Source organism: Ovoidimarina sediminis (genome assembly GCF_032586175.1).
Taxonomy (GTDB): domain Bacteria; phylum Pseudomonadota; class Alphaproteobacteria; order Rhodobacterales; family Rhodobacteraceae; genus Ovoidimarina; species Ovoidimarina sediminis.
In genome coordinates, this window is sequence record NZ_JAWHTE010000014.1 from 15,785 (window position 1) to 40,257 (window position 24,473).

Below are 24,473 nucleotides of genomic sequence, written 5' to 3' on the forward strand. Positions count from 1 at the left end.
TTACGACTTCTGGAACATGGCGAGCATGCGCCGCGTCACGAGGAAGCCCCCGAAAATATTGACCGCCGCCATCAGGATGCCCGCCGCGGCGAGAATCGTGATGAGCACCGATGACGACCCGACCTGCATCAAAGCCCCTAGGATGATGATCGACGAGATCGCATTCGTTACCGCCATGAGCGGGGTGTGAAGAGAATGCGCGACGCCCCAGATCACCTGGAAGCCGACGAAAACCGAAAGAACGAACACAACGAAGTGCTGCATGAAACTCGCGGGCGTGTAGAGACCGGCCAGCAGGATCAGCCCGCCGCCGATCGCGATCAGCGTCACCTGATTGCGGGTTTCCTTTTTGAACGCGGCAACTTCCTGTGCGCGTTTCTCCTCGACCGTCAGCTCCTTCGGCTTCTCCTTGGGCTTCTGCGCCGCGATTGCCTGCACCTTTGGCGGCGGCGGCGGGAAGGTTATCTCGCCAGCATGGGTCACCGTCGATCCGCGGATCACATCGTCTTCCATGTTGTGATTGACCGCGCCGTCCTTTTCGGGTGTCAGGTCGGTCATCATATGCCGGATGTTCGTGGCATAGAGATTCGAGGATTGGGTCGCCATCCGGCTGGGGAAGTCAGTGTAACCGACGATCGTCACACCGTTATCCGTCACTATCTTCTGGTCAGCGACCGTCAGTTCACAGTTCCCGCCCCGCTCTGCCGCGAGGTCCACGATGACCGAGCCGGGCTTCATCGCCTCGACCATGTCCTTCGTCCAAAGAACCGGCGCATCGCGGCCCGGGATCAGCGCAGTGGTGATCACGATATCGATCTCCGGTGCAAGCTCGCGAAACTTCTCAAGCTGCTTTTCCCGGAACTCGGGCGAAGACGGTGCGGCATAACCGCCCGTGGCCGCGCCATCCTGCTGCGTCTCCTCGAAATCGAGGAAAACGAACTCGGCCCCCATGGATTCGATCTGCTCCGCCACTTCGGGCCGGACGTCAAAAGCATAGGTGATCGCACCAAGCGACGTCGACGTGCCGATTGCAGCGAGACCGGCCACGCCGGCACCAACGACCAGCACCTTGGCGGGCGGCACCTTGCCTGCAGCGGTCACCTGGCCTGTAAAGAACCGGCCAAAGTTGTTGCCCGCCTCGATCACCGCCCGGTAACCCGCGATATTCGCCATCGACGAAAGCGCATCCATCTTCTGCGCACGGCTGATCCGCGGGACCATGTCCATTGCGATCACGCTCGCGCCCGTATCCTTCGCGCGCTCCAGAAGCGCTTCGTTCTGAGCGGGATAGAAGAAGGATATCAGCGTCTTACCACCCGACAGGCGTGCGGTTTCGTCGTCACTTGGCGGACGCACCTTTGCGATGATGTCCGCCTCCCGCCAAAGCGCATCGGCCTCGCCGACAACTGTCACCCCGGCCGCCTCGTACGACGCGTCGGAATATCCGGCTTTCTCACCGGCCCCGCTTTCGATCAGGCAGTCATAGCCGAGTTTCTGAAGCTGCGCGGCGCTGTCCGGCGTCATCGCGACGCGCGCCTCACCCTCGAATATTTCCTTCGGTGTTCCGATCTTCATCGGTGACGTGTCCCCTCTATCCCAAGGCGCCCGTGCGCCGGTATCTGGCGCAAGAAATGGGTCGAATTCGCGGAGGTTCCAATAAACGGATCGCGGGCGATCCACAAGCAAGCGCCTACTGCCGGCCGAACCACCGTGCGACACGTGCAGAATAGTCCGCAAATGCCTCCGGAAAGGCGGCCTCGAGCCGGGCCTCCTCGGCGCGAATGAATCGCGCTTGGATCAACGCCATGAAGGCCGGCACCAGGACGAGCGACAGTACGGCATCCCACCAAAGGACGAGACCGAGCAGAATGAAAGCGTCGCCAAGATAAATGGGGTTGCGACTGAGCCGAAAGATGCCCGATGAAACCAGGGCTGAGGGCTGTTGATGCGGGATCACCGTTGTGCGGGCGCGCGCGAACTCGCGGACTGCAAGAAGGGCAAGGCCAATCCCGGCAACGACGAGAACCCCGCCAGCCACATCGCCAAATGTGCCGAACATGTTCATCGGCAAAAGCCGAGATTGCCCCCAAGCGAGAGCCGCGAAAAGGCCCAACCACACGGGCGGAAGATCAACAAACTTGCTCATCGCCCGATCATAGAAGGAAAATCCAGGCGGGGCATAGCAAGTGCTGCCGACTTTAACACAACGGATATCGCCCAGCATAGGTGCCGCCATGCTGTTTCGGGAATGCCGGATATGACGGCGCCCTTGGCATCCCCTTTGAACTGCTCGACAAGGAACTCTGCGACAGACCCGGGTATGCACCTCCGACGCACTTGATATGACATCTGCCATTCGCCCCTTTAGAAACGGTGACGGAGCCGCCTGCTACGATGTCTATTTCGACGCGGTACGCAACGGCACGGCTCCCGCCTACACAGCTGAGCAGGCCCGGGCCTGGGCTCCTACCGAGACCGATGACGGGGAGTGGACCCACCGGCTTGCAGACGGTCTCACATAGGTCGCAGAGGGCCAGAGCCAGCTTTATGGGTTCATCACTTTGCGTCAGGATGGCCACCTCGATCTCTTCTTCGTCCGTCCTGAAGCTCGCCAACACGGCACCGCCGCCGCTCTATACGACACGCTCTTGAACGAAGCCCGCGCACTTGGGATGACACGTCTTTTCACCCATGCCAGCCACCTCGCCCGAAGTTTTCTCGAGCGGCGCGGCTGGCGCGTGCTCGAAGAGCAAGACACCACTCGAAACGGGGTAAGGCTCACACGCTTTCGGATGGAACTCGCGCCGATCGGCCCTTCCGATCGAGACGGGAACACCGGCTGAGCGCCCTTCCGCATCCGCGCCGCATTGCCCCCGGCGCACTCTCCCGGTATCGGGTTCCCAAAGGAACCGGAGGACACCATGGCAGACACCCGAACCGAGACCGACAGCTTTGGCCCACTTGAGGTTCCCGCGGATAAATACTGGGGTGCACAAACCCAGCGCTCTATCCTGAACTTCCCGATCGGATGGGAAAGGCAACCCGTCGCCATCGTCCACGCGCTCGGTGTCATTAAACAGGCCTGTGCCGAAGCCAACAAGGAACGCGGCGCCCTCGACGCACGCCTCGCCGACGCGATGATCGAAGCGGCCTCCGAAGTCGTCGCCGGCAAGCTTGACGACAATTTTCCGCTGGTTGTCTGGCAAACCGGCTCGGGCACCCAATCGAACATGAACGCCAACGAAGTCATCGCAAACCGCGCGATCGAGCTTCTGGGCGGCGTCATCGGCTCGAAAGACCCGGTTCACCCAAACGACCACGTGAACATGGGGCAGTCCTCGAACGACACCTTTCCCACCGCAATGCACATCGCGACCGCCACCACGGCACGCGACGTTCTTCTGCCGGGGCTGAAAAAGCTTCACGCGGCGCTGGAGGAAAAAGTCAACGAGTTCGAAGGCATCATCAAGATCGGCCGCACCCACACGATGGACGCGACGCCGCTTACACTCGCGCAGGAGTTTTCGGGCTACGCGCACCAGGTCGCGATGAGTATCGCTCGGATCGAAGGCGCCCTTCCCCGCATCTATGAACTTGCGCAGGGCGGCACCGCCGTCGGCACCGGTCTCAACTCGCCGCTCGGGTGGGGGGAAACGGTCGCAGCCAACATGGCCCGGATCACCGGCCTGCCCTTCGTCACCGCCCCGAACAAATTCGAAGCCCTCGCAGCCCATGACGCGATGGTGGAGATGTCAGGCGCGCTGAAAACCGTCGCCGCTTCGCTATTCAAGATCGCCAACGATATCCGGCTCCTCGGCTCCGGCCCCCGCTGCGGCCTCGGCGAACTGATGCTGCCCGAGAACGAGCCCGGCTCCTCGATCATGCCAGGCAAGGTGAACCCCACACAGTGCGAGGCAATGACCCAGGTCTGCGCGCACGTGATGGGCAACGACGCCGCCGTTGGTTTCGCCGGCTCCCAGGGCCATTTCGAACTCAACGTCTACAAGCCCATGATGGCCTACAACGTTCTGCAATCGATGCAGCTTCTGGGTGACGCTGCCGTGGCCTTCACCGATAACTGCGTCGCGGGCATCCGGGCGAATACAGATCGCATCGAAAAGCTGATGCGCGAAAGCCTGATGCTGGTGACAGCCCTCGCGCCCACCATCGGCTACGACAACGCCACAACCGTCGCGAAAACCGCGCACAAGAACGGCACGACGCTTAAGGAAGAGGCCATAAACCTCGGGTTCGTCGACGCAGAGACCTTTGATGAAGTCGTGCGGCCCGAGAAGATGATCGGTCCGAAGGGCTAGGGCCGCGTGGCGACGCCGATCAATCTCAACAAGGCGCGGAAGGCGAAAGCACGCGCCGACAAACGGGCCAAAGGCGACACCAACGCCGCGAAGTTCGGCCGCACAAAGGCCGAGCGCGCATTAGAAGCCGATCGGGACAAGCGCGCGCAGCGGTTTCTCGACCAGCATCGGCGCGACGAGGAATGAGCGCGAGACCAGTCAAACGCTCCCTGACACTGCGGGGCCACCGCACCAGCGTCTCGCTGGAAGATGCCTTCTGGCGGGAGTTTCAGGCAATCGCCGGTGCTCGGGGCCTCGCCATCAACGCCCTCGCCGCAGAAATCGACGAGGCGCGCGGTACCGAGTCCGGCCTCGCGTCGGCAATTCGTGTCTTCGTCCTGAAAGAACTAAAGGCTCAGGCGCAGCGCGGCGCGTCGTAAAGCGCACGTCTCAACCGGCGCGCCAGTGCAAGTTGCCGCCGCTCGGATCTGGTCAGGCGAAGCTCTGTCAGATCGGTCGGATCAAGCGCAGTGTCGAGCAATTCCTTGAAGTCGGCGATACCGGGCGCAACCGGTCCTTCAACTTCCGCCGTCCGCCGGGCGCCGATCCGCCATGCAGGAATAGCGATGCGGAGTCGCGCTGGTGCGAGATCCGCTGATGCACTCAGTGTTGTCATACCGTACCCCCCGGGTTCCGCAGATATGCATGCAAAATGCGAACTCTTCAGAGTACGAAATGGAGGAATGACAGCTGCCGGCGCTCGCCCCAACGAACACCCCTCCCCAAGTGTGGAAAACTATGTGGGCGATTCGCACAGGCGGGCAAGCACGAAGGGCGAAACACGTTGTATATCACACGCTGACGTTGCGGAACTGCCCGCTTTATCGGCGGGATAAGTTGATGTGGATGCCGTCTGCGGAACGCACCGTGAGGTGCGCCACCGGGACCGGTGGCGGGCCGTCGGAGAGGCTGACTTTCCAGGCCGCCAGAAGAACCGCCAACATTACCTGTGCCTCTATGGTTGCAAAGCCGGCACCAGGACAAATCCGTGGTCCGGCGGAAAAGGGCATGTAGGCTGCCTTCGCGATCTCCCGCGTCTCGTCCCGCTCCCATCTCGCCGGGTCGAAGGCATCGGGATCGGGCCAGAGCCTTGTCTGACGGTGAAGATGCCAGGGCGAAAGAACAACCTGCGTACCGCGCCCCAACTCCCTGTCGCGAAAGCATTCCTTCCGCGTCGTTTGGCGCACCATCATCGGCACCGGTGGATAAAGCCGCAGTGTTTCGCGAAACACGTTCCGCGTCAGCGTCAGGTTCCGCAATGTGCGAAGCGTCGGGTCCGCCGCAAACCGCCGTGCCTCTCCTGCCACCCTGTCCTGCACACCGGGGTGCATCGCGAGAAGATAAAGCGCCCAGGCCAGAGCTGCTGCGCTCGTCTCGTGCCCCGCGAGAAAGAAAATTGCCACCTGGTCGATCATCTCAGGATCTGAAAACCCTGCACCGGTCTCCGGATCGCAGGCCATCAGGATCCGCGTGGCAAGATCGTCCGGCGCTTGGCCCGAAGCGATCGCTGACCTCCGGCCTTCCACAAGTCGCGCGATCAGTTGTCGGATCCGTTTCGCGCGGGCCCTGCCGCGCCACGCGGGGATGTGTCTAAGCATGGGCACGAGGGCTGCCGCCGAAAGAACAGGCTGCGTTCGCTGATATCCCCGAAACGCCTCGTAAACATCTGCCGCCATCTCGTCCTCGATCGGGATCGAAAAGAGCGTACGAAAGATGACATCTGCAGTGGCGTGGCTCGTCAGCGGCTCAACATCCACCGTCCCGACATCCAGACGCATCGAAAGGGCGCGCGCCGCGGCCAGCATGGACGGAAAGGTGTCCTCGACCTTTCCGCCGGCGAAGGCCGGGTCGATCAGCCGCCGCTGGCGGGCCCAGGTCTCACCATTGGTGACGAACACCGCTTTTCCCAGAAGGGGCTTCAAGCCATGTGTCACACGGTCCGACTTCGGAAAATCCTGTGGACGCCCCTTCAATACCTCATCGACAAGCTCGGGCTGATTCACAAGGACGGAGCGGAAGAACGGCGTCCGGAAATCGGCCATCCACGCGCGATAGAGGCGCTCGGGCTGCGCCGAAAGAATATCCTTACGAAACGCCCGCGCATACCGCCAAAGCGGCACCCGGCCCGCGCGCGACGCGGGCTTCGGCGGAATCATGCTGCCATTGATCGGAAGCGCGAAACAGGCACGTCGATGCGATTCATTGAAGGCTTCCGGTCAGCAAAACTCTCACCAAGCGTATCCGGTCCCGCCGTGATCTTGAAGTAGTCGTAACTGCCAGGGCGATCGAAGGCGCACAGGTACTGGATATGAAGCCTGAAGAACCGGAAGCGCAGTGATCGGAACGTCTCTTCACTCAGGGTCTGGCTATAGGCCGCCGACAGGACAAGCGGCCAGCGCTGCGTCTCCGGCGCAACCCCGGTTACCGCGACGGGATCGCAAAGCGCGAAGGAACAGCCGTCTCCGGGCGCCGTGATATCGACCCAGGTAATACGCTCATCGCCCGCAAGTTCATGCAGGTCACGTCGGAGCGTATCGGCCTTCGGCAGGAAAGAGACCATGGGGATCGCTTGCCCAAGGGTAAGAAGCGACAGCGCCGGCCCGTTTGCCGGCAACATTCCATCCCGCATCAACCCCGCAACAACCGAAACGGCAAGTTGCGCGCCTGAGGAATGCCCAATCACCAGAACTTCGTCCGCAGGCCCCGCCAGCGCCGCCGCAATCTGGCGCTTAAACTCCTCCATCCGAGCCTCTAGCACAGAGGGATACGCTCCGCCCTCGCTCACCGAAAACGCGAGATCATGCATGAGGTAATAAGCGCAGAGCTTCCCGTCTCGCGCCTTCGCCCAACTCAGCAGCGCCACGGTAACAGCCCCGAAGATCACCCAACCCAGTGCGAAGTCGGCCACCGTCCAAGCCATCGTCTCCGTGGCGACCGCGCCGAAAAGGCCCGCCAGCCAATCGGCCCCAGACGCCAACGCGCCCGTGACGAGAACTGCCGCGATCTTGCCCGCCAACATCGCGGCCGCAAGCTGTGCCAGCAGCATCAGAACAGGGTAGAACCCGGCAATGATCGGACCTTTTCGAAGCCAGGCGAGCCGCCGCAGCGTGCCACGGGCGAGATAGGTCCAGGCCACCAAGAGCAGCTGAAGGTAACTCGCCCCGAGGGAGGCCTGCATCGTGTCCCGAACGATGTCCGACCATGCGAGCACCTCGATGCCCGCCCGGGTCCGCGCACCATCGATTTCCGCCGTCACCTCCCATGCATTCGGGCGGTCCTTCGCCGTCGCGACCGAAAGGTGATAGCCGGATATATCGGCCTGTTTCGGCCCCTCGGTTTCGTAAAGCTTGCGATAGCGCTGCGGTGGATAGGGATCATAGCCGGGGATATAGAATACCCGCCTTGTCTTCACGGTATTGGTCGTTCCGGGCATCGACGCCATTCCCTTTTCCGGCTTTTCGCGCCACCCAGCCCGTTGATTATGCGCGAGAGGTCTTCCTCAGGGCAAGTGCCCGGTTCAGCCGAAAGCCTGAAGCGCCGGAAACCGCTCGTTCAGCCACCACGCAAAATCGGTGAACTTCCCTGTCAGCATCAGAAGGCCGACAGTCCACAACAGCAACCCCATCACCTTCTCGATCCGCTCCATATTCCGCTTCATGAAGCTCATGATCCCCGTAAGGCGAGGGAAGAACGCCGCAACGAGGAGAAAGGGTATACCAAGTCCGGCGGCGTAGGCCGCCAACAGCGCAGTGCCACGCGCCGCGTCCGCTTCGTTCGCAGCGATCGAGAGAATAGCACCCAGGATCGGGCCGATGCAGGGCGTCCAGCCGAAAGCGAAAGCCAACCCGAGAACATAGGCGCCGAAGGCAGATCCGCCTCGGTCGCCGGCATCCATTCGCATCTCGCGATCCATGAAGCCGATCCGGTAAACACCAAGGAAATGTGCCCCGAATATCATGATGATCGCGCCTGCCGCCATCACGAACCAGTCCTGGTTCTGCAGGAAGAAGCGCCCGAAGACCGACGCAGTGAACCCGAGAATCAGGAAGACCGTCGAAAGCCCCAAAACGAAAAAGAGCGCCGAGGTGATAACGCGAGACCGTCCCTGGCCCCTCTCTCCCATTTCCGACATCGAGATACCGCCCATGTAGGCGAGGTATGGCGGAACGATCGGCAGAACGCAGGGCGACAGGAATGACAGGATGCCCGCCGCCACGGCCACCGCCATGGCAGGCAGAAGACTGGCGTCTATGATGTCGATGCCGAACATTGCGATCCTTCAGGCCCTTCGCCGCAGAACTTACGCGCAGGCATCGCGAAGGTCACCTGTCCGTAGCTCACAAGTCAGTGGACAAATTGTAACATCCCCGCTAGCGCGGTCCGCATGGAGTTCGACGAAGACCTTGACGCCCGTGGGCTTCTCTGCCCCTTGCCCGTGTTGAAAGCGGCCAAGCGCATGCGCACGCTTGCCCCGGGCCAGGTGCTTCGCCTTCAAGCGGATGATCCGGCGGCAATAGTCGACGTCCCGCACTATTGCCGAGAAAGTGGAAACGAGTATCTCGGGTTCGAAGAGGCCGGCTGCGCCCAGCATCATTTCCTCCGCAAGGCCGGCTGACCCGAACGAAAAAGGCCCGCGCCACAGGCACGGGCCTCATTCAATTATCTCCGGCGGGTGACCTCTCGCCGAAAAGGGCTTAGCGCCCGAGGTTCCACCAGCCGCGCCGCTTGGGCTTGTCACCGTCATCCGCAGCAGATGCATCCTCGGCCCCGGCGCCGGCGGTCTCGAGCTGAGGTTCGGCCTCCGGCTCAGGATCGGGCGTGGGTTCGGCAGTCGGCTCTGGCGCCTGTTCCGGCGTTTGCTCCGTCTCTGCTGCGCTGGCTTCCGCTTCCGGCTCCTTTTTCTTCCGGCTCCGGCTCCGCTTCGGCTTCGGCTTCTCTTCGGCTTCTGTCTCTGCGGCCGGTTCCGCGCTGTCGGCAGGTACCTCTTCAGCTACAGCACCCTCCGCCTGCGCTTCTTCAGTTGCAGGATCTGCCTTCTTGCGGCTTCTCGACCGGCTGCGCTTTTTCGGCTTCTCTTCCGCCTGCTCGGCCTCAGCCGGTTCAGGCGCCTCTGCCTCGTCAGCTGCCGCATCATTGTCTTTCGCCGGTGCGTCGGCCTCGGCTGCATCCGTCTCACGAGCCTCGGTCTCGTCCCGTTGACCACTGCCGCTCCGGCGACGGCGGCGACGGCGGCGCTTCTTCTTCGGCGGCTGATCGCTTTCGACTTCCGCGTCAACGCCATCGGTCGCTTCGTCCTCTTCAGCAACCTCTTCGTCGATTTCTTCCATCAGGGAAGCGTCAACGGACACAACCGGGGCCGCTTCCTGCACAGGCCGCGTGGCGGTCTTGAACTTCTCAAGCGAGAAGTCGGGGCTGATCAGGAACGGATCGGCTTCGATCCGCACGCTCATGCCATAGCGCGCCTCGATCCCCGCGATGTGTTCGCGCTTGTGGTTCATGAGGAAGTTGACGATCGCCACTGGCGCCTTCACCAGCACCTCGCGCGACCGGCGCCGCGTGCCCTCTTCTTCGATTTGGCGCAGGATCGTCAGTCCAAGCGAGTCGTCCGACCGCACGAGCCCCGTGCCGTGGCACGCCGGACAGGCCTGGGTCGTGACCTCGATCATACCGGGGCGAAGCCGCTGGCGGCTCATCTCCAGAAGACCGAAGCCCGAGATGCGGCCCACCTGGATCCTTGCCCGGTCCGTCTTGAGCTTGTCCTTGAATCGCTTCTCGACGGCGGCGTTGTTCTTCCGCTCTTCCATGTCAATGAAGTCGATAACAATGAGACCCGCGAGGTCACGCAGGCGCAACTGGCGCGCAACCTCTTCCGCGGCCTCGAGATTTGTCTTGAGCGCGGTGTCCTCGATTGACCCTTCCTTCGTCGCGCGGCCAGAGTTCACGTCGATTGCCACCAGTGCCTCGGTCACACCGATCACGATGTAGCCGCCCGATTTCAGTTGGACGACGGGGTTGAACATACCGCCAAGATAACTCTCGACCTGGTAACGCGCGAAAAGCGGCATCGGGTCGGTATAGGCTTTCACGTTCTTGGCATGGGACGGCATGATCATTTTCATGAAGTCCTTGGCCGTGCGGTATCCGGCCTCGCCCTCGACGATCACCTCATCGATCTCGCGGCTGTACAGATCGCGGATCGAACGCTTGATAAGGTTGCCTTCCTCGTATATCTTCGCCGGCGCGATCGACTTCAATGTCAGTTCGCGGATCTGTTCCCACATCCGCTGCAGGTATTCATAATCGCGCTTGATCTCGGTTTTTGTCCGCTTCGCACCGGCAGTGCGAACGATAAGGCCCGCGCCCTTCGGCACGTCGATTTCCGAAGCGATTTCTTTCAGCTTCTTGCGGTCGGCGGCGTTGGTGATCTTGCGGCTGATCCCGCCACCCCGTGCCGTGTTCGGCATCAGCACGCAGTAGCGGCCGGCCAGTGACAGGTACGTGGTCAGCGCCGCACCCTTGTTGCCGCGTTCTTCCTTAACCACCTGCACCAGAAGGATCTGGCGCACTTTGATCACTTCCTGGATTTTGTACTTCCGCGCGCGCGGTTTGCGGGGGCGGCGGATTTCTTCGGTTACATCTTCTTCGGCGACGGACTCGATCGTATCGTCGCGTTCGGCCGCCGTGTCGGCGGCCACGTAAGGTGCATCGTCATGCCCGCGATCCTGGCCGCCTTCACCAGAGTCGGCATCTTCCGAAGCATCCTGCGCCTCGGGTTCCTCATCGTCCGGCTCTTCTACAGGCGTTTCGGCCACGCGCTCCATCGGAGAGACGGCCTCATCCTCTGCAAGCAGCGGTTCGTCGCCTTCTCCCACAGGCTCGACGACGTCCATACCGGGTATCGCCGACTCGACGTCCTTGGTTTCGACAGCATCGTCGTTCGACGTCTCGGCAGCCTTCGAACGCGAGCGCGACCTGCCTCCGCGCGACCGGCTCCGCCGCTTCGGCTTCTCGTCCTCGTCCTCCTCGGCTTCGGCGCGCGCAAGCTCGGCCTCTTCCGCCAGAAGCGCTTCGCGGTCCGCAACCGGGATCTGGTAGTAATCCGGATGGATCTCCGAGAACGCGAGAAAGCCGTGCCGATTGCCACCGTAGTCGACAAAGGCGGCCTGCAGCGACGGTTCGACCCGTGTTACCTTGGCGAGATAGATGTTTCCGGCGAGTTGCCGTTTGTTTTCTGATTCAAAGTCGAATTCCTCGACCTTGTTTCCATCGACCACCACAACGCGGGTCTCTTCCGCGTGGGTGGCATCGATAAGCATCTTCTTTGGCATTGTGTCTTTCGGCGAACGCGCGAAAATCTCCCGCCCGGGGGCGCAAGGGTTCTGGCGGTTCGGCTTGTTATGGTGATGTCGTGCGGCATGCCAAGGCGGGGCCCGGTCTCTTCGACCACCCTTCTCAGCCCGACGATGCCCTCGCGCGTCATCACAGTTCTTCTCCGGCGTCCGTTTTGGTGGGCGCCCGTTCAATCGCCCGCTGGCGCTCTTTTTTGGGCGCTCGGGCATCTGTCAGACCCTTTTGGGGTCGATCTTTCTCGTTTTGAAACAGGCCCTTAACTGGGATCTTCCACGTCTCAAAACAGCGAAACCAATGCGGGCCGACGATCGCGTCGCCAATGCCCGTCTTTTCGATATACGGTGAAGCCTCCCGCGTTTTCAATGGAAAAACTGCCAAACGGGAACTCTATATCCCGATGTCGAGCACCAGGGGGCGGTGATCGGAAACCTCGGGTTCGGCAGGCGCGTCGAACGCGAGAACCTCCACCTCCTGCGAGGCAAGGACATAGTCTGCATATCGCTCAGCCTTCTTGTAGAGCGACGTGCGTGTATCGGTGATGCCGTTCTGCACCACGAGGTTCGCGAGCCCCATTGCCTCTAGCGCCTGAAATGTCGCGCTGTCCGGCAGAAGGTTGAAATCTCCGGCCACCACAAGCGGCTCGCCTGGTTCGCGAAATCCTTTTAACCCATTGATAAGATTTGCGCATTGAACCTTCCGATCCGGCGTGTCCAGCTTGCCGCCGGGCTGGCGGATTCCGTGGAGATTTGCGCCGACAAGTGTTTTGCCCGTATCCGGAGAGGCCAGGCGAACGATCTGTAACGCGCGCGGAACCGGCTCCGCGCCCCATCCATCGTGCCGAAAACGACCGAAAACGAACCCGTCGAATGATCCGCTCACCGCAAGATCGTCGCGGACCCAAAGCCCGAGGCCGTGCTCCGAAACATAGCTCCGCCCGTCGTCGCCGGTCAGCGGCCCCCGGGCCGCTGCCGCAAAGCGCGCTTGATGACGCGGGAGGCATCGGCAGATTTCGCCGAACAGATCCGAACGTTGCGCGAGGCGCCGGTTCGGGTCTTCGTAGCAAAGCCACTCTGGCTGCGGGTCGGGCGCCCGGATCACCTCCTGCGCGCAGAACACGTCAGCGTCGAGGCGTTTCAACCAGGGTTCAAGCGCCGCCCACTCGCGTCCACCCCAGGCGTTCAGGCTGACGATCCGCAGACGTCTCAGAGATAATCCGCCCGCTGCAGACCGTACTTCGCCATCTTCTCGTTCAGCGTCCGACGAGGCAGGCACAGCTCTTCCATCACCGCCGCGATAGATCCCTTGTGGCGTCGCATCGTGTTGTCGATCAGCATCCGCTCGAAAGCCTCGACATACTCCTTGAGCGGCTTGCCCTCTGTCGTCATCGCCGGCTGCGCTGCCTCATCCTCAGCCATCAGAAGCGAGGCGATCGTGCCGGTGCCCCTGCGGTTCTGCAATACCGCACGTTCGGCCACGTTGATCACCTGGCGGATGTTCCCCGGCCAGGGCGCCTGCAGCAGCTGCGCGGCCTCCTGGGCCCCGATCTCAGGCGCGTCGCAGCCATACTCATCGGCATATTGCTCGGCAAACCGCTGGAACAGCGTCAAAACGTCCTCGCCCCGCGCCCTGAGCGGCGGCAGCGTGATCTTCATCGATGCAAGACGATAGTAAAGATCGGGCCGCAGCACATCTTCACAGCTCTTTCCCTGCTGCCGCAGGTTCGAGATCGCGAAAATGCGGGTCTCGGGCGGCGTCCCCTGATCGTTGATCCAGTTGAGAAGCCGGCCCTGAACCGCCTGGGGCAGCGCATCTATATCTTCAAGCACTAGCGTGCCGCCACGCGCCTCTTCCACAAGCTGGATCTGACCGCCCTCTTCCATCGGGCCGAACAGGCGTTTGCCAAGGTTCTCCTCGTCGAGGGATGCACAGGAAAACACCACGAACTTCCGCCCCGGGTTGGCCCCGACGGCATGAAGCGCATGGGCCACGAGCGTCTTGCCCGTGCCGGTTTCCCCATCGATCAGCACATGGCCGTCTGCCTGCCCGAGATCGAGTATGTCCTCACGCAGGCGTTCCATCACCGGCGAAGAGCCCACGAGCTTCTTCATAAGCGTTGTACCGTCGCCAAGCTCACGCCGGAGCGCCCTGTTGTCCAGCGTCAGCCGGCGCGAACTCGTGGCCTTCTTCGCCAACTCTGTCATCCGGTCAGGATTGAATGGCTTTTCGAGGAAGTCGAATGCACCCACCCGCATCGCCTCGACTGCCATCGGCACATCGCCGTGACCAGTGATCATGATTACCGGAAGGCCCGAATCGACGCTCATCAGCCGCTTGAGAAACTGCATCCCATCCATGCCTGGCATCTTGATGTCCGACACGACCACGCCCGGATAATCCGCTCCCACGGATTTCAGCGCATCCTCGGCGGAGGAAAACGTCTCTGTATCGAACCCCGACAGGGCCAGCCACTGGCTGATCGACTGCCGCATATCCTTTTCGTCATCCACGATTGCGATCTTCATAGCCTGCGCCATGGGTCCGCTCCTCATTTCCCGATCACTCGGCCGCCTGTGCGCCACCCGCGTCATGGCTTGGAAGGCGCACTTCAAACACCGCACCGCCCGAGCGCCCATTGCGCGCGGTCAGCCGGCCGCCTAGGTCGTTCACAATACCCGAGGAAATGGCAAGGCCTAACCCGACGCCATCCCCGGGGGCCTTGGTGGTGTAAAAGGGCTCGAACAGGGCGTCCAGATCCTCGATCCCCATGCCGTTGTCCCGCACCTGGATCATGACGGTCTCTCCGCCGGTCAGCAGAAGTTCGATCCTCGGATCCGCCTTTCCAGATGTCGCGTCGAGCGCGTTTCGCATCAGATTGATCAGCACCTGCTCCAGCCGGATGCGATCGGCCATGATCATCACGGGCTCCTTTGGCACAGAACGCACGATCTCCACCTTTCGCCGCTTGAGTTGAGGCTCCATCATCTCAAGCGCAGAACTGAGGCAAAGCCTTGCATCTATGGGCTCGAACGCATCGCCACCCTTACGAGCATAGCTCTTCAACTGCCGGGTAATCGCCGTCATCCGCTCGATTAGCCCGTCGATCCGCTGGAACGAGGACAGCGCCTCTTCGCTTCGCTTCCGCTGAAGCAGAAGCTTCGCACCGGCCAGGTAGGTCTTCATCGCGGCAAGCGGCTGGTTGAGTTCATGGCTCACCGCCGCCGACATCTCCCCCAGCATCGCCAATTTGGACGATTGTTGGATCGTCTGCTCCGCCACTTCAAGGTTCTTTTCCGCCCTCTCCCGCTCGGCGATTTCCCGCTGCAGCGCATCGTTAAGCTGGCGAAGTTCTGCCGACTCCCGCTGGAACAGGATCGACCGCGACTGGGCCCTCCGGCTCACTAGGTAGAACGCGCCTGCGAGCAGGATCGAAAATCCCATGATCTCCATGGCGATCACGGCGTTCACCCGCTCCCGCACGCTTGAATAAGTGGTGAACGATGTCATCCGCCAGCCCTGGAAACCGATCCGCGCCTCCTGCCGCATCACGGCATCACCGGAAAAGAACGCCTCGACCGGCAGCGCCGCCCAATCGGCAGTCGCACGGATTGCCCGTTCGATTGCCGACGGCGCCGATCGTACCGAAAGCGCCTCCGCCTCAGTCAGCCCGCGCCAGCGGCTCTCGGTCGCAAGAATAATCTGGCCCTCGCTATCGCTCACCATCACCGCATCCGAAAAGCCCGACCATGAGGTTTCGAACTTCCGCAGGTCGACACCGACCACGATCACCCCGATCTGCTCTCCGGCGATTTCGATGCGACGGGAATAGGTGAAATCAACCGATCCGCTTTCCTGCCGCGTCGTGGAAAAGACCGTGTCGTTCGATCTGAGGGCATCGACGAAATAACCCGCATTCCGAAGGCCGGTGCCCAGAAGGTTCCGGTTCGTCGCCGCAACCACCCGGCCGTCGGCATCCAGCAGCATCAGGCTCGCCGCCCCGATCTCGTCGCGATAGTCGATAAGCCGCGCCGTTGATTGCGAGAAATCGCTCGACGTCAGCGCCCCGATCAGCGCCGGATCCCGTGAAAGTAGAAGCGGCACGACGGAATTCCGCTGAAGCTCCGACAAGAGGTTCCCGGAATAGAGCGCCAGCCGCACTTCCGCCCGGCTTCGCGTGCTTTCGGTGAACCTTTGGGTCAGGAAGTGATTGGTGATCCAGACAACCGAAACGGCAATCGCAATGAAAAGGATAAACACGCCCCGGATACGCCACAGGGCGCCGGGCTCGATCGCGGTTTCACGCGCGCCGCGTTCGGATCCGCTCATATCGATAATCTAGGCGCGTTCGGGCCTGCGCTCAAGCGTCGGCAAGCGCGTTGACAAGTCCCTGAAAGAGGCGCGCGCCGTCCTGGCTCGGATGCGCGGCATCCATGGCCCGTTCTGGGTGCGGCATCAGCCCCAGGACCCGGCGGTTTTCCGATAGGATGCCGGCGATACCGGCGGCCGATCCGTTCACCTCTTCGGTATAGGTGAAGGCGATCCGGTCCCCGTCCCGCAATTTCGCGATCAGATCCGCGTCAGCGGCATAATTCCCGTCGTGATGAGCCACCGGAAACCGCACCGTCGCCCCCGCCTCGTACTCGGAGGTGAACGCGCTATCCGACGTCTCGACGCGAAGCCCGACCGTCCGGCACACGAATTTCAGCCCCGCATTCCGCATCAGCGCCCCGGGCAACAGCCCCGTCTCAGTCAGCACCTGAAACCCGTTGCAGATTCCCAGAACGAACCCGCCCCGTGTCGCATGATCCCTCAGCGCCCCAACGATGGGCGACCGCGCCGCAATCGCCCCGCAGCGCAGATAATCCCCGAAGGAAAACCCGCCCGGCACGCCGACGATATCCGTCCCGGCCGGAATCTCGGTATCCTTGTGCCAGACCATCGAGACATCCATGCCCACCGTGCGGAAGGCGACGGCAAGATCCCGGTCGCAGTTCGATCCGGGGAAGACAATAACAGCAGCTTTCATAGGGTGGGTTTTGCACCGGTTTGGCCGGGGTGACCAGAGAGAATCGAAGCGTTTCTAACGCACCAACCCCTAGTGTCGCGTCCCCTGGGGCTCTCCGCTGGCAAGCGTCGCGATCTCCACCGCCGTCTCCCAGCTGATGCCATCCAGCTGATCGACCGCCTGCTGGTGCTCGCTGTCCCAACGCGTGAGAGTGGGCCTATTTCCGGGCAATCCCCGGCAAACGAAACATCCCGCATCCAGTCCTCATGCGAGACGCACGTCGCGCCTACCCCAGTAGGTCCGTCACAACCGCCACCCCCGGCGGCGTCGGCCCATTCATCGCGCGCAGCTCCGCCGAAACGCCGCTAAGCCCGATCTCGCGGGCAATCATCGGCGCCACATCGACCCGCCCCGCCTCGATCAGCCCCAGAAGCGAGGGGTATTTCCACGCCGGCATCCCCCGCGTCCCATAAAGCGCAAGGTTGCCCATGTAGACCGCGTTCATATTGATCTCCATCCGCGCGGTATGGCCCACGGGCATCCCCACCTGCACATGGCGCCCCAAGGGCCTCAGGCACTCGATCGAGGCATTTGCCGTATCGGCAATCCCAAGGGCTTCGACGCTCACATGCGCCCCGCCGCGCGTTATCTCCCGGATAAGCGCCGCAGTGTCTCCGTCCCGCGCATTTACCGCCGCCTCCGCGCCTAGCCCCAAGGCATGGCTCAGCTTTTCTTCCACGACATCGACGACGACGACACGCGCCCCAAGCGCCCGGCCCAGGATCAGCGTGGCCAGCCCGATCCCGCCCGTGCCATGTACCGCGAGCCATTCGCCCGCCTCCAAGGCCGCCCGCCCGGTCAGCGCGTGCCAGGCGGTCGTCACCCGGCACCCCAACCCCGCCGCCACCGTCGGCGTCAGGCTTTCGGGCAACCGGGCGAGGTTATGATCGAACGGCACCGCCACGTACTCCGCAAAGGCACCGGGCTCGACGAACCCCGGCAGGCGCTGGTTCGGGCAGGTGTTCGAATGCCCCGAATGGCAGGACGGACAGGTCCCGCAGGCCAGAATAAACGGCGCAACCACGCGATCACCCACCCGGTAAGTCGCCCGCGGCCCCGCCGCCACGACCTCCCCGGCATATTCATGGCCCCCGATCTGCCCGGGCTTCACGCGGGGATGCTCACCCGACCAGCCGTGCCAGTCGGATCTGCACACGCCGCAGGCCAGAACCTTCAGGACAACCCCGTCCTCCGGACAGTCCGGATCAGGCACATCCTCAAGCGCGAGGTCGGCGTTATATTCCCGAAGAACCGCCGCCCGCATCAGCCAAGCTCAATGCGGTAGCTTTCGATGACCGTGTTGGCCAGCAGTTTCTCGCACATCTCCCGCACGGTTGTCTCGGAGGTACCGTCGGCCAGGTCAAGTTCGATCACCTTGCCCTGCCGCACGCCCTCGACACCATCGAAGCCCATCGCACCCAGCGCGTGCCGCACCGCTTCACCCTGAGGGTCGAGCACCCCCTCTTTCAGCATGACATGCACGCGCGCTTTCATGGTGTTTCCGGCCCCTTCATTTTGGCAAAAATACTCACTGTCCCGCCGGCTGCGGTGGGTACCACTGTCAGCTAATTGATCAGCGTCGGCTTCGTCGTGTGGGTCACGTTTGTCGGAAGCACGCCAAGACGCCGCGCCACTTCCGTATAGGCATCGGCAAGCGAGCCCAGATCGCGCCGGAACACGTCCTTGTCCAGCTTCTGGCCCGTCTCGATATCCCACAGGCGACAACTGTCAGGGCTGATCTCGTCGGCAACGATCAGCCGCTGGAAGTCACCGTCCCAGATCCGTCCGATCTCGATCTTGAAATCGACGAGCTTGATCCCGACCGCCAGCATGCAGCCTGACAGGAAGTCGTTCACCCGCAAGGCGAGAGCGACCATGTCATCCAGATCCTGCTGGCTCGCCCAGCCGAAGGCGATGATATGCTCTTCCGACACCAGCGGGTCGCCCAGCGCATCGTCCTTCAGGCAGAATTCCACGATCGGCCGCGGAAGGGGCGTGCCTTCCTTGATCCCCAGCCGCTCACTCATCGAACCGGCCGCGAAGTTCCGCACCACAACCTCGAGCGGGATGATCTCCACCGACCGGATAAGCTGCTCGCGCATGTTGATCCGCTTGATGAAATGCGTCGGCACTCCGATCTGCGCGAGACCATTCATGAAGAACTCGCTCAGGCGGTTGTTCAGAACGCCCTTCCCTTCGATCACATCCCGTTTCTGGGCGTTGAAGGCGGTTGCATCGTCCTTGAAGTACTGAACGAGCGTGCCCGGCTCCGGCCCCTCATAAAGGATCTTCGCCTTGCCTTCGTAGACCTTCTTGCGCCGTGCCATCGTATCTCCAATGAAAAGCTGCGCGAGGGAGCAGCTCCCGCGCGCGGTTCGCCGGCACCTCTACTTTATCGGGGGCCATCGGGCAAGGATCGTGCGCGGCACTCAGGCGAAAGGCGGCTGCAGGGTCCGGGTGATTTCATAAAGCGCGCGAAACACCGGTTCGGGCAGATTGAGGCGGGCCGCCGTCAGTGCCAACCTTTCCGATGCATCGCCCCGCGCCCCGTTCCCGGCAAATGCGGCCCGGATCGCGAAAAAGATTGCTGTCTCCGAAAGCCCGGGCGTCAAGTCGGCCCGTGCTTCCGCCAGAACTGCCAACGCACCACGCCGGCAGATATCCCTTTCACAGTCATCGATGATTTCGTGCGTCCGCGCCGGGCCCAGTGCATGGAAAACCGGGCTCAATCCGCAGAGGCGCGCAATACGCAGCTTGTCCTCGCGCGTCAGCCCTTCTGCTGTCCCAAGCGCGGCGACCGGCACCGCCACGATGGCGCGCGCAACGGCATTCTCCGGAGGTGCGCGGAAACTTGTCACGGTCTTGAGTTCGGATGTACGACCCAACCGGCCCATTCCTTCCGAAATACAAAAATAAGGGCCCCCACCAGTTCTGCGGGGTCCGCCCCCGTTCTGCTTCTGCCTCCGGGCCGATTTGTGGCCCACGAAGGCCGTTTTCGGGGCGTACCTGCGGGTTTTCGGGCTGATCACGAACCTGCCTCCCTTGCAGGCCCCGCGCGGCGCGGTCATATAACGCCAAAATGAACGTCCAACGCCAGGAGAGTCGCCGTGACCACATTCGACGATCGCGAAAGCGCCTTTGAAAACAAGTTCGCCCACGACGCCGAAATGCAGTTTCGGGCAGAGGCGCGCGCCAACAAGCTCCTCGGTCTCTGGGCAGCGGAACTTCTGAACAAATCCGGCGACGAAGCCGATGCCTATGCGAAAGAGGTGATCAAGGCCGATTTCGAAGAGGCCGGCCATGATGATGTGATCCGGAAGGTGGCGGGCGATCTCGGCGATCTCGCGACTGAGGAAGAGATCCGCTCGAAGCGCGCGGATTGCGTCAGGATGGCCAAGGCTCAGCTCGCCGACGAAGGCTGACCACAAGCGAATATTAATTCGCCTCAAGGTCTTCATGATAATTATGCGGTTGCCTCACATGAGGCAGCCATGGCACTCCGCATCTGACGAGGCGGGCCCGCACCTGCCACGTTAGTCTCTGGCCGGATACTCACATGACAAACGCACTTTCCGCCCTGATGGCCGAACGCGACTGGATCCTCGCCGACGGCGCCACAGGAACAAACCTCTTCAATATGGGGCTCTCCTCGGGCGATGCGCCCGAGTTCTGGAATGCCGAGAAGCCGGATGACGTCCGAAAGCTCTACAAGGGGTCGGTCGATGCGGGCTCTGATCTCTTTCTCACGAACACGTTTGGCGGCAACGCCTCGCGGCTGAAGTTGCATGACGGGCAGGACCGGGTGCGCGAGTTGAACCGTCTCGGCGCCGAAATCGGGCGTGAAATCGCGGACGCGGCAGGTCGGCCCGTGATCGTGGCCGGCTCCATGGGGCCGACGGGCGAGATCATGGCCCCGATGGGATCGCTCACTCACGAACGGGCTGTCGAGATGTTCCACGAACAGGCCGACGGGCTGAAGGAAGGCGGCGCCGACGTGCTATGGGTCGAAACGATCAGCGCCCCTGAGGAGTTCAAGGCCGCTGCAGAAGCGGCGAAGCTCGCCGATATGCCCTGGTGTGGCACCATGAGCTTCGACACGGCCGGGCGCACCATGATGGGGCTCACCTCGTCAGACATGGCTTCCATGGTGGACAAGCTCGATTTTCCGCCCCTTGCCTTTGGGGCGAATTGTGGCGTCGGCGCCTCCGATCTTCTTCGCACGGTCCTGGGCTTCGCCGCTGCAGGCACGGAGCGGCCGATCATCGCCAAGGGCAACGCGGGCATTCCGAAATACGTCGATGGGCACATTCACTACGATGGAACACCCGATCTGATGGCCGACTACGCGGCACTGGCCCGCGATGCAGGCGCCACGATCATCGGCGGATGCTGCGGGACGACGCCTGCGCATCTTGAAAAGATGCGCGCGGCGCTGGAGACGCGGCCCCGGGGCGCCCCGCCGTCGCTCGAAGCGATCGCCGCTGCCCTCGGTGGGTTTTCTTCTGAAACCGATGGCACGGGCGACGCAGCCGCTGGTCCGCAGCGCGAACGGCGCGGGCGCAGGCGGCGCGGCTGACCATCCACTTGGAATCTCAGGTGGCCGCGCTTATTTTGCCAGTGAGTCAGCGGAGTCCACCCATGTTCGGCATTCCCGGCAAGCAAGCCGTCACCATCACCCCGCGCGCCGCGGCGCAGATCGCGAAACTGATGGAGCGCGACAGCCACAAGGGCCTGCGGATCGGCGTCAAGAAAGGCGGCTGCGCGGGCATGGAATACACCATGGAATACGCGACCGAGGTCGACCCCCACGACGAGGTGGTCGAACAGGACGGCGCGCGGGTAATGATCGCGCCGATGGCGCAGATGTTCCTTTTCGGTACCGAAATCGACTACGAGGTGTCTTTGCTCGAAAGCGGGTTTAAGTTCAACAATCCGAATGTCGAAGATGCCTGCGGCTGCGGGGAATCCATCAAGTTCAAGGATGTGGACGCACTCGCCGCCGAGCAGTCGAAGTAGCGTCGATCGGCTTCGTTTCCGGGGGCTCTGCCCCCGCCGCCCTGTCGGGCGGCTCCCCCGGGATATTTACGGCCACATGAAGGGTTTGGCAGCCCTTTTTCTTCGGATTGAAACCCGGTACTCCGGGAGTAGCTATAGACCGTCCCGAAGGAGCCGTATCGCGATGCGCCGTAAACTTGCCGCCGGAAACTGGAAAATGAATGGCACGGGCGCCACCCTGTCCGAGGTCACCGCTCTGATCGGTGCCCACGGCGGTGCGGGTTGCGAGATCCTGCTCTGTCCACCCGCGACGCTTCTTTCGCGGATGGCCGATGCGGCCGCCGGGTCGGCGGTGCAGGTCGGTGGACAGGATTGCCACATGGCCGCATCAGGGGCCCATACCGGCGATATCGCCGCCGGCATGCTGGTCGACGCCGGCGCCGCCTACGTAATCCTCGGCCATTCGGAGCGCCGGGCCGATCACGGCGAATCCGATGCGCTGGTTCGCGAGAAGACAGAAGCAGCCTGGGAGGCCGGCCTCACAGCCGTCGTCTGCATCGGGGAAACACTTGAAGAGCGCGAATCTGGCGAGACACTCGCGGTCGCCGGCGCGCAGCTGAGCGGCTCCGTCCCCGACGGCGCGACCGCCGCCAACCTCGTTGTCGCCTATGAGCCTGTGTGGGCGATCGGCACCGGTAAGGTGCCCACGCTCGAAGAAATCGGTGAAGTCCACGCGTTTATCCGTGCCGAACTGTCCAGCCGCTTCGGCGCCGACGTCGCTGGTGGCATTCGCCTTCTCTATGGCGGCTCGGTCAAGCCGTCGAACGCGGGCGAGATCTTCGCCGTCGCCGATGTCGACGGTGCGCTCGTCGGCGGCGCGTCGCTGAAGGCGGCAGATTTCGGCGGCATCATCGCCGCGCTCGACGCTAGCGATGGCTAGCACGGCCAAGGCTTCCGCTCTGAATCGCCCCGTACGCTGGCTTCCGGCCGCGCTGAAAGCCGGGGCGCTTCTGTCAGGCGCGCTTTGCCTTCTACCCATGGTCGCCGTTGCGCTCGCCGCTCTGCTGGGGGGCACCGATACGCTGTCCCACCTGATCGAGACGGTGCTCGGCCGCTATGCGATGGCCACTGGTGCGCTTGTCATTCTTGTCTCCGCCGGCACTGTCCTGATCGGCACTGGCGCCGCCTGGCTTGTGACGATGACGCGCTTTCCCGGCGTCCGCCTGTTCGAGATCGGCCTTGCTCTGCCGCTTGCCTTCCCCGCCTACGTGCTGGCCTATGCCTATACCGATCTGCTCGACCATCCCGGGATCGTCCAGACGACATTCAGGGATCTGACCGGCTGGGGCCCCCGCGACTACTGGTTCCCAGAGGTCCGCTCACTGCCCGGCGCCGCGGCGATGCTTACCCTCGTCCTCTACCCTTACGTCTACCTCCTCGCCCGAGCCGCATTTCTGCAGCAATCAGCAACCGCGTACCTCGCCGCCCGGGCGCTCGGCCGTTCCGCCTGGGGCGCGTTTTTTCGCGTAAGCCTGCCCATGGCACGACCTGCCATCGCAGGCGGAGCACTTCTGGCGGTGATGGAGACGATCGCCGACTTCGGCACGGTCGCCTATTTCGGCGTCCAGACGTTTGCGACCGGCATCTACACGTCCTGGTTCTCTCTCGCCGACCGATCGGGCGCGGCTCAGCTCGCCCTGGCGCTGCTGGCCTTCGCGCTGCTCCTCGCAATGCTGGAACGGATCAGCCGGGGCGCGGCCCGCCACCACGGGGCCGGGGCGCGATTCGAACGGCTCGCCCCGGCGCACCTCACCGGCACGCGTGCCGCGGGGGCGATCGTCCTCTGCGCCCTGCCCGTTCTGTTTGGCTTTATCCTGCCGGTTGTCGTGCTGGCGGAAATGGCGATCGGTTCGGGGCAGGATCTTCTGTCCCCCCGCTACCTCGGCTTCATTCGCAATTCGGTGACCCTTGCAGGCGCCGCCGCCCTCCTGACCGTCCTCGCAGCAATCCTGATCGGCTTCAACCAGCGGCTGACCCCGGGGCCTGTATCGAATGGCGCGGCCCATATCGCACGGATCGGCTACGCGGTGCCGGGGGGCGTGATCGCGGTCGGGTTGCTGGTGCCCTTCGCCGCCTTCGACAACGCCCTCGATGCCTTCATGCAGGGCACTTTCGGGGTCAAGACCGGCCTTCTGATCACCGGATCGATCTGGCTTCTCGTCATCGCCTACATGGTCCGGTTCATGGCCGCCGCCCTTAACGCATATGACGGCGGTCAGGCATCGATCCACACCAACATGGATGCCGTCGCGCGAACACTGGGATCGAGCCCCGGCGCGATGCTTCGTCGCGTGCATCTGCCGATCCTGCGTCCCTCGGTCCTGACCGCGGCGCTTATCGTGTTCGTCGACGTGATGAAGGAACTTCCGGCGACGCTGATCATGCGCCCGTTCAACTTCGACACGCTGGCGGTACAGGCCTATCGCCTCGCCTCAGACGAACGGCTCGCAGGGGCGGCGGTTCCGTCTCTCGTAATTGCCGCAGTCGGGCTTCTGCCGGTGATACTGGTCTGCCGGGGCCTGGGCCACAGGCCGAATGCCGCCGAAACAGGGATGGCGCCCGAACTTTCCTGATCCCAAATAAAAGAGGCCCCGAAGTCGATGCTCCGGGGCCAGGAAAATACGTGCTCAGGAAGGGGTTTGAAGAGTCAC

At 62.8% G+C, this 24,473-nt stretch carries 25 protein-coding genes and 1 pseudogene; 10 read left to right on the forward strand and 16 right to left on the reverse strand.

Annotated elements, in window-relative coordinates:
- Entirely contained in the window at positions 1 to 1,575 is a 1,575-nt protein-coding gene (locus RXV90_RS15820; RefSeq protein WP_316649842.1) for a Re/Si-specific NAD(P)(+) transhydrogenase subunit alpha, read from the reverse strand.
- 115 nt (positions 1,576 to 1,690) lie between these two features.
- Entirely contained in the window at positions 1,691 to 2,146 is a 456-nt protein-coding gene (locus RXV90_RS15825) for a methyltransferase family protein (RefSeq protein ID WP_316649948.1), read from the reverse strand.
- Between the two features lie 388 nt (positions 2,147 to 2,534).
- On the opposite strand from RXV90_RS15825, the pseudogene RXV90_RS15830 reads away from it, so the two are divergent.
- The 4 genes and pseudogenes from RXV90_RS15830 to RXV90_RS15845 all read left to right on the forward strand — a co-directional run.
- Positions 2,535 to 2,843, forward strand: a pseudogene (locus tag RXV90_RS15830) (GNAT family N-acetyltransferase); the annotation flags it as partial.
- 78 nt (positions 2,844 to 2,921) lie between these two features.
- Complete coding sequence (gene fumC / locus RXV90_RS15835; RefSeq protein ID WP_316649843.1) at positions 2,922 to 4,316, forward strand: class II fumarate hydratase; 1,395 nt, start codon at positions 2,922 to 2,924, stop codon at positions 4,314 to 4,316.
- A 6-nt stretch (positions 4,317 to 4,322) separates the two neighbouring features.
- Positions 4,323 to 4,502: a DUF4169 family protein gene (locus tag RXV90_RS15840; protein WP_316649844.1), complete on the forward strand. Its 180-nt coding sequence runs from the start codon at positions 4,323 to 4,325 to the stop codon at positions 4,500 to 4,502.
- On the forward strand, positions 4,499 to 4,735 hold the full coding sequence (locus RXV90_RS15845; RefSeq protein ID WP_316649845.1) for a ribbon-helix-helix domain-containing protein: 237 nt from the start codon (positions 4,499 to 4,501) through the stop codon (positions 4,733 to 4,735). Before RXV90_RS15840 ends, RXV90_RS15845 begins: the two co-directional genes overlap by 4 nt.
- Here RXV90_RS15845 and RXV90_RS15850 read toward each other — a convergent pair.
- From RXV90_RS15850 to RXV90_RS15865, 4 genes are all read right to left on the reverse strand, one after another.
- Positions 4,711 to 4,971, reverse strand: coding sequence for a hypothetical protein (locus tag RXV90_RS15850; protein WP_316649846.1), 261 nt, complete (start codon positions 4,969 to 4,971; stop codon positions 4,711 to 4,713). The two genes, RXV90_RS15845 and RXV90_RS15850, sit on opposite strands and share 25 nt — an antisense overlap.
- A 205-nt stretch (positions 4,972 to 5,176) precedes the next feature.
- Positions 5,177 to 6,511 carry a cytochrome P450 gene (locus RXV90_RS15855; RefSeq protein ID WP_316649847.1) on the reverse strand — a complete coding sequence of 445 codons (1,335 nt, stop codon included), beginning with the start codon at positions 6,509 to 6,511 and terminating at the stop codon, positions 5,177 to 5,179.
- Positions 6,508 to 7,788, reverse strand: a complete 1,281-nt coding sequence (locus RXV90_RS15860; protein ID WP_316649848.1) for a hypothetical protein — start codon at positions 7,786 to 7,788, stop codon at positions 6,508 to 6,510. The genes RXV90_RS15855 and RXV90_RS15860 overlap by 4 nt, the downstream gene beginning before the upstream one ends.
- Positions 7,789 to 7,872: 84 nt before the next feature.
- A complete protein-coding gene (locus tag RXV90_RS15865) occupies positions 7,873 to 8,625 on the reverse strand; it encodes a cytochrome c biogenesis CcdA family protein (protein WP_316649849.1) in 753 nt (250 codons plus the stop codon).
- Between the two features lie 114 nt (positions 8,626 to 8,739).
- Here RXV90_RS15865 and RXV90_RS15870 point away from each other — a divergent pair, with 114 nt between their 5' ends.
- Entirely contained in the window at positions 8,740 to 8,970 is a 231-nt protein-coding gene (locus RXV90_RS15870; protein ID WP_316649850.1) for a sulfurtransferase TusA family protein, read from the forward strand.
- 79 nt (positions 8,971 to 9,049) lie between these two features.
- Here the strand turns inward: RXV90_RS15870 and RXV90_RS15875 are convergent, their stop codons facing one another.
- The 10 genes from RXV90_RS15875 to RXV90_RS15920 form a co-directional block, all read right to left on the reverse strand.
- Positions 9,050 to 11,683 (reverse strand): Rne/Rng family ribonuclease, encoded by a 2,634-nt coding sequence (locus RXV90_RS15875; RefSeq protein ID WP_316649851.1) that lies wholly within the window; start codon positions 11,681 to 11,683, stop codon positions 9,050 to 9,052.
- A 151-nt stretch (positions 11,684 to 11,834) separates the two neighbouring features.
- Positions 11,835 to 12,068: a hypothetical protein gene (locus RXV90_RS15880; RefSeq protein ID WP_316649852.1), complete on the reverse strand. Its 234-nt coding sequence runs from the start codon at positions 12,066 to 12,068 to the stop codon at positions 11,835 to 11,837.
- 24 nt (positions 12,069 to 12,092) lie between these two features.
- Positions 12,093 to 12,977 (reverse strand): endonuclease/exonuclease/phosphatase family protein, encoded by an 885-nt coding sequence (locus RXV90_RS15885; protein ID WP_316649853.1) that lies wholly within the window; start codon positions 12,975 to 12,977, stop codon positions 12,093 to 12,095.
- Positions 12,908 to 14,239 carry a sigma-54-dependent transcriptional regulator gene (locus RXV90_RS15890; protein WP_316649854.1) on the reverse strand — a complete coding sequence of 444 codons (1,332 nt, stop codon included), beginning with the start codon at positions 14,237 to 14,239 and terminating at the stop codon, positions 12,908 to 12,910. The genes RXV90_RS15885 and RXV90_RS15890 overlap by 70 nt, the downstream gene beginning before the upstream one ends.
- Positions 14,240 to 14,261: 22 nt before the next feature.
- Positions 14,262 to 16,028, reverse strand: coding sequence for a sensor histidine kinase (locus RXV90_RS15895; RefSeq protein ID WP_316649855.1), 1,767 nt, complete (start codon positions 16,026 to 16,028; stop codon positions 14,262 to 14,264).
- Positions 16,029 to 16,059: 31 nt separating this feature from the next.
- Positions 16,060 to 16,728 (reverse strand): phosphoribosylformylglycinamidine synthase subunit PurQ, encoded by a 669-nt coding sequence (gene purQ, locus RXV90_RS15900; protein WP_316649856.1) that lies wholly within the window; start codon positions 16,726 to 16,728, stop codon positions 16,060 to 16,062.
- Between the two features lie 265 nt (positions 16,729 to 16,993).
- On the reverse strand, positions 16,994 to 18,031 hold the full coding sequence (locus tag RXV90_RS15905) for an alcohol dehydrogenase catalytic domain-containing protein (RefSeq protein WP_316649857.1): 1,038 nt from the start codon (positions 18,029 to 18,031) through the stop codon (positions 16,994 to 16,996).
- Positions 18,031 to 18,261 (reverse strand): phosphoribosylformylglycinamidine synthase subunit PurS, encoded by a 231-nt coding sequence (gene purS, locus RXV90_RS15910; protein WP_316649858.1) that lies wholly within the window; start codon positions 18,259 to 18,261, stop codon positions 18,031 to 18,033. The genes RXV90_RS15905 and purS overlap by 1 nt, the downstream gene beginning before the upstream one ends.
- 71 nt (positions 18,262 to 18,332) lie before the next feature.
- Positions 18,333 to 19,094, reverse strand: coding sequence for a phosphoribosylaminoimidazolesuccinocarboxamide synthase (gene purC, locus RXV90_RS15915; protein WP_316649859.1), 762 nt, complete (start codon positions 19,092 to 19,094; stop codon positions 18,333 to 18,335).
- A gap of 102 nt (positions 19,095 to 19,196) precedes the next feature.
- Complete coding sequence (locus RXV90_RS15920) at positions 19,197 to 19,625, reverse strand: hypothetical protein (RefSeq protein WP_316649860.1); 429 nt, start codon at positions 19,623 to 19,625, stop codon at positions 19,197 to 19,199.
- A gap of 249 nt (positions 19,626 to 19,874) precedes the next feature.
- On the opposite strand from RXV90_RS15920, the gene RXV90_RS15925 reads away from it, so the two are divergent.
- The 5 genes from RXV90_RS15925 (at position 19,875) to RXV90_RS15945 (ending at position 24,395) form a co-directional block, all read left to right on the forward strand.
- Positions 19,875 to 20,189 (forward strand): DUF1476 domain-containing protein, encoded by a 315-nt coding sequence (locus RXV90_RS15925; protein WP_316649861.1) that lies wholly within the window; start codon positions 19,875 to 19,877, stop codon positions 20,187 to 20,189.
- A 134-nt stretch (positions 20,190 to 20,323) separates the two neighbouring features.
- Positions 20,324 to 21,343 (forward strand): betaine--homocysteine S-methyltransferase, encoded by a 1,020-nt coding sequence (gene bmt, locus RXV90_RS15930; RefSeq protein ID WP_316649862.1) that lies wholly within the window; start codon positions 20,324 to 20,326, stop codon positions 21,341 to 21,343.
- A gap of 62 nt (positions 21,344 to 21,405) precedes the next feature.
- Entirely contained in the window at positions 21,406 to 21,783 is a 378-nt protein-coding gene (locus RXV90_RS15935; RefSeq protein WP_316649863.1) for a HesB/IscA family protein, read from the forward strand.
- A 163-nt stretch (positions 21,784 to 21,946) separates the two neighbouring features.
- Complete coding sequence (gene tpiA, locus RXV90_RS15940) at positions 21,947 to 22,702, forward strand: triose-phosphate isomerase (protein WP_316649864.1); 756 nt, start codon at positions 21,947 to 21,949, stop codon at positions 22,700 to 22,702.
- Positions 22,695 to 24,395 (forward strand): ABC transporter permease, encoded by a 1,701-nt coding sequence (locus tag RXV90_RS15945; protein ID WP_316649865.1) that lies wholly within the window; start codon positions 22,695 to 22,697, stop codon positions 24,393 to 24,395. The genes tpiA and RXV90_RS15945 overlap by 8 nt, the downstream gene beginning before the upstream one ends.
- Positions 24,396 to 24,473: the final 78 nt, after the last annotated feature.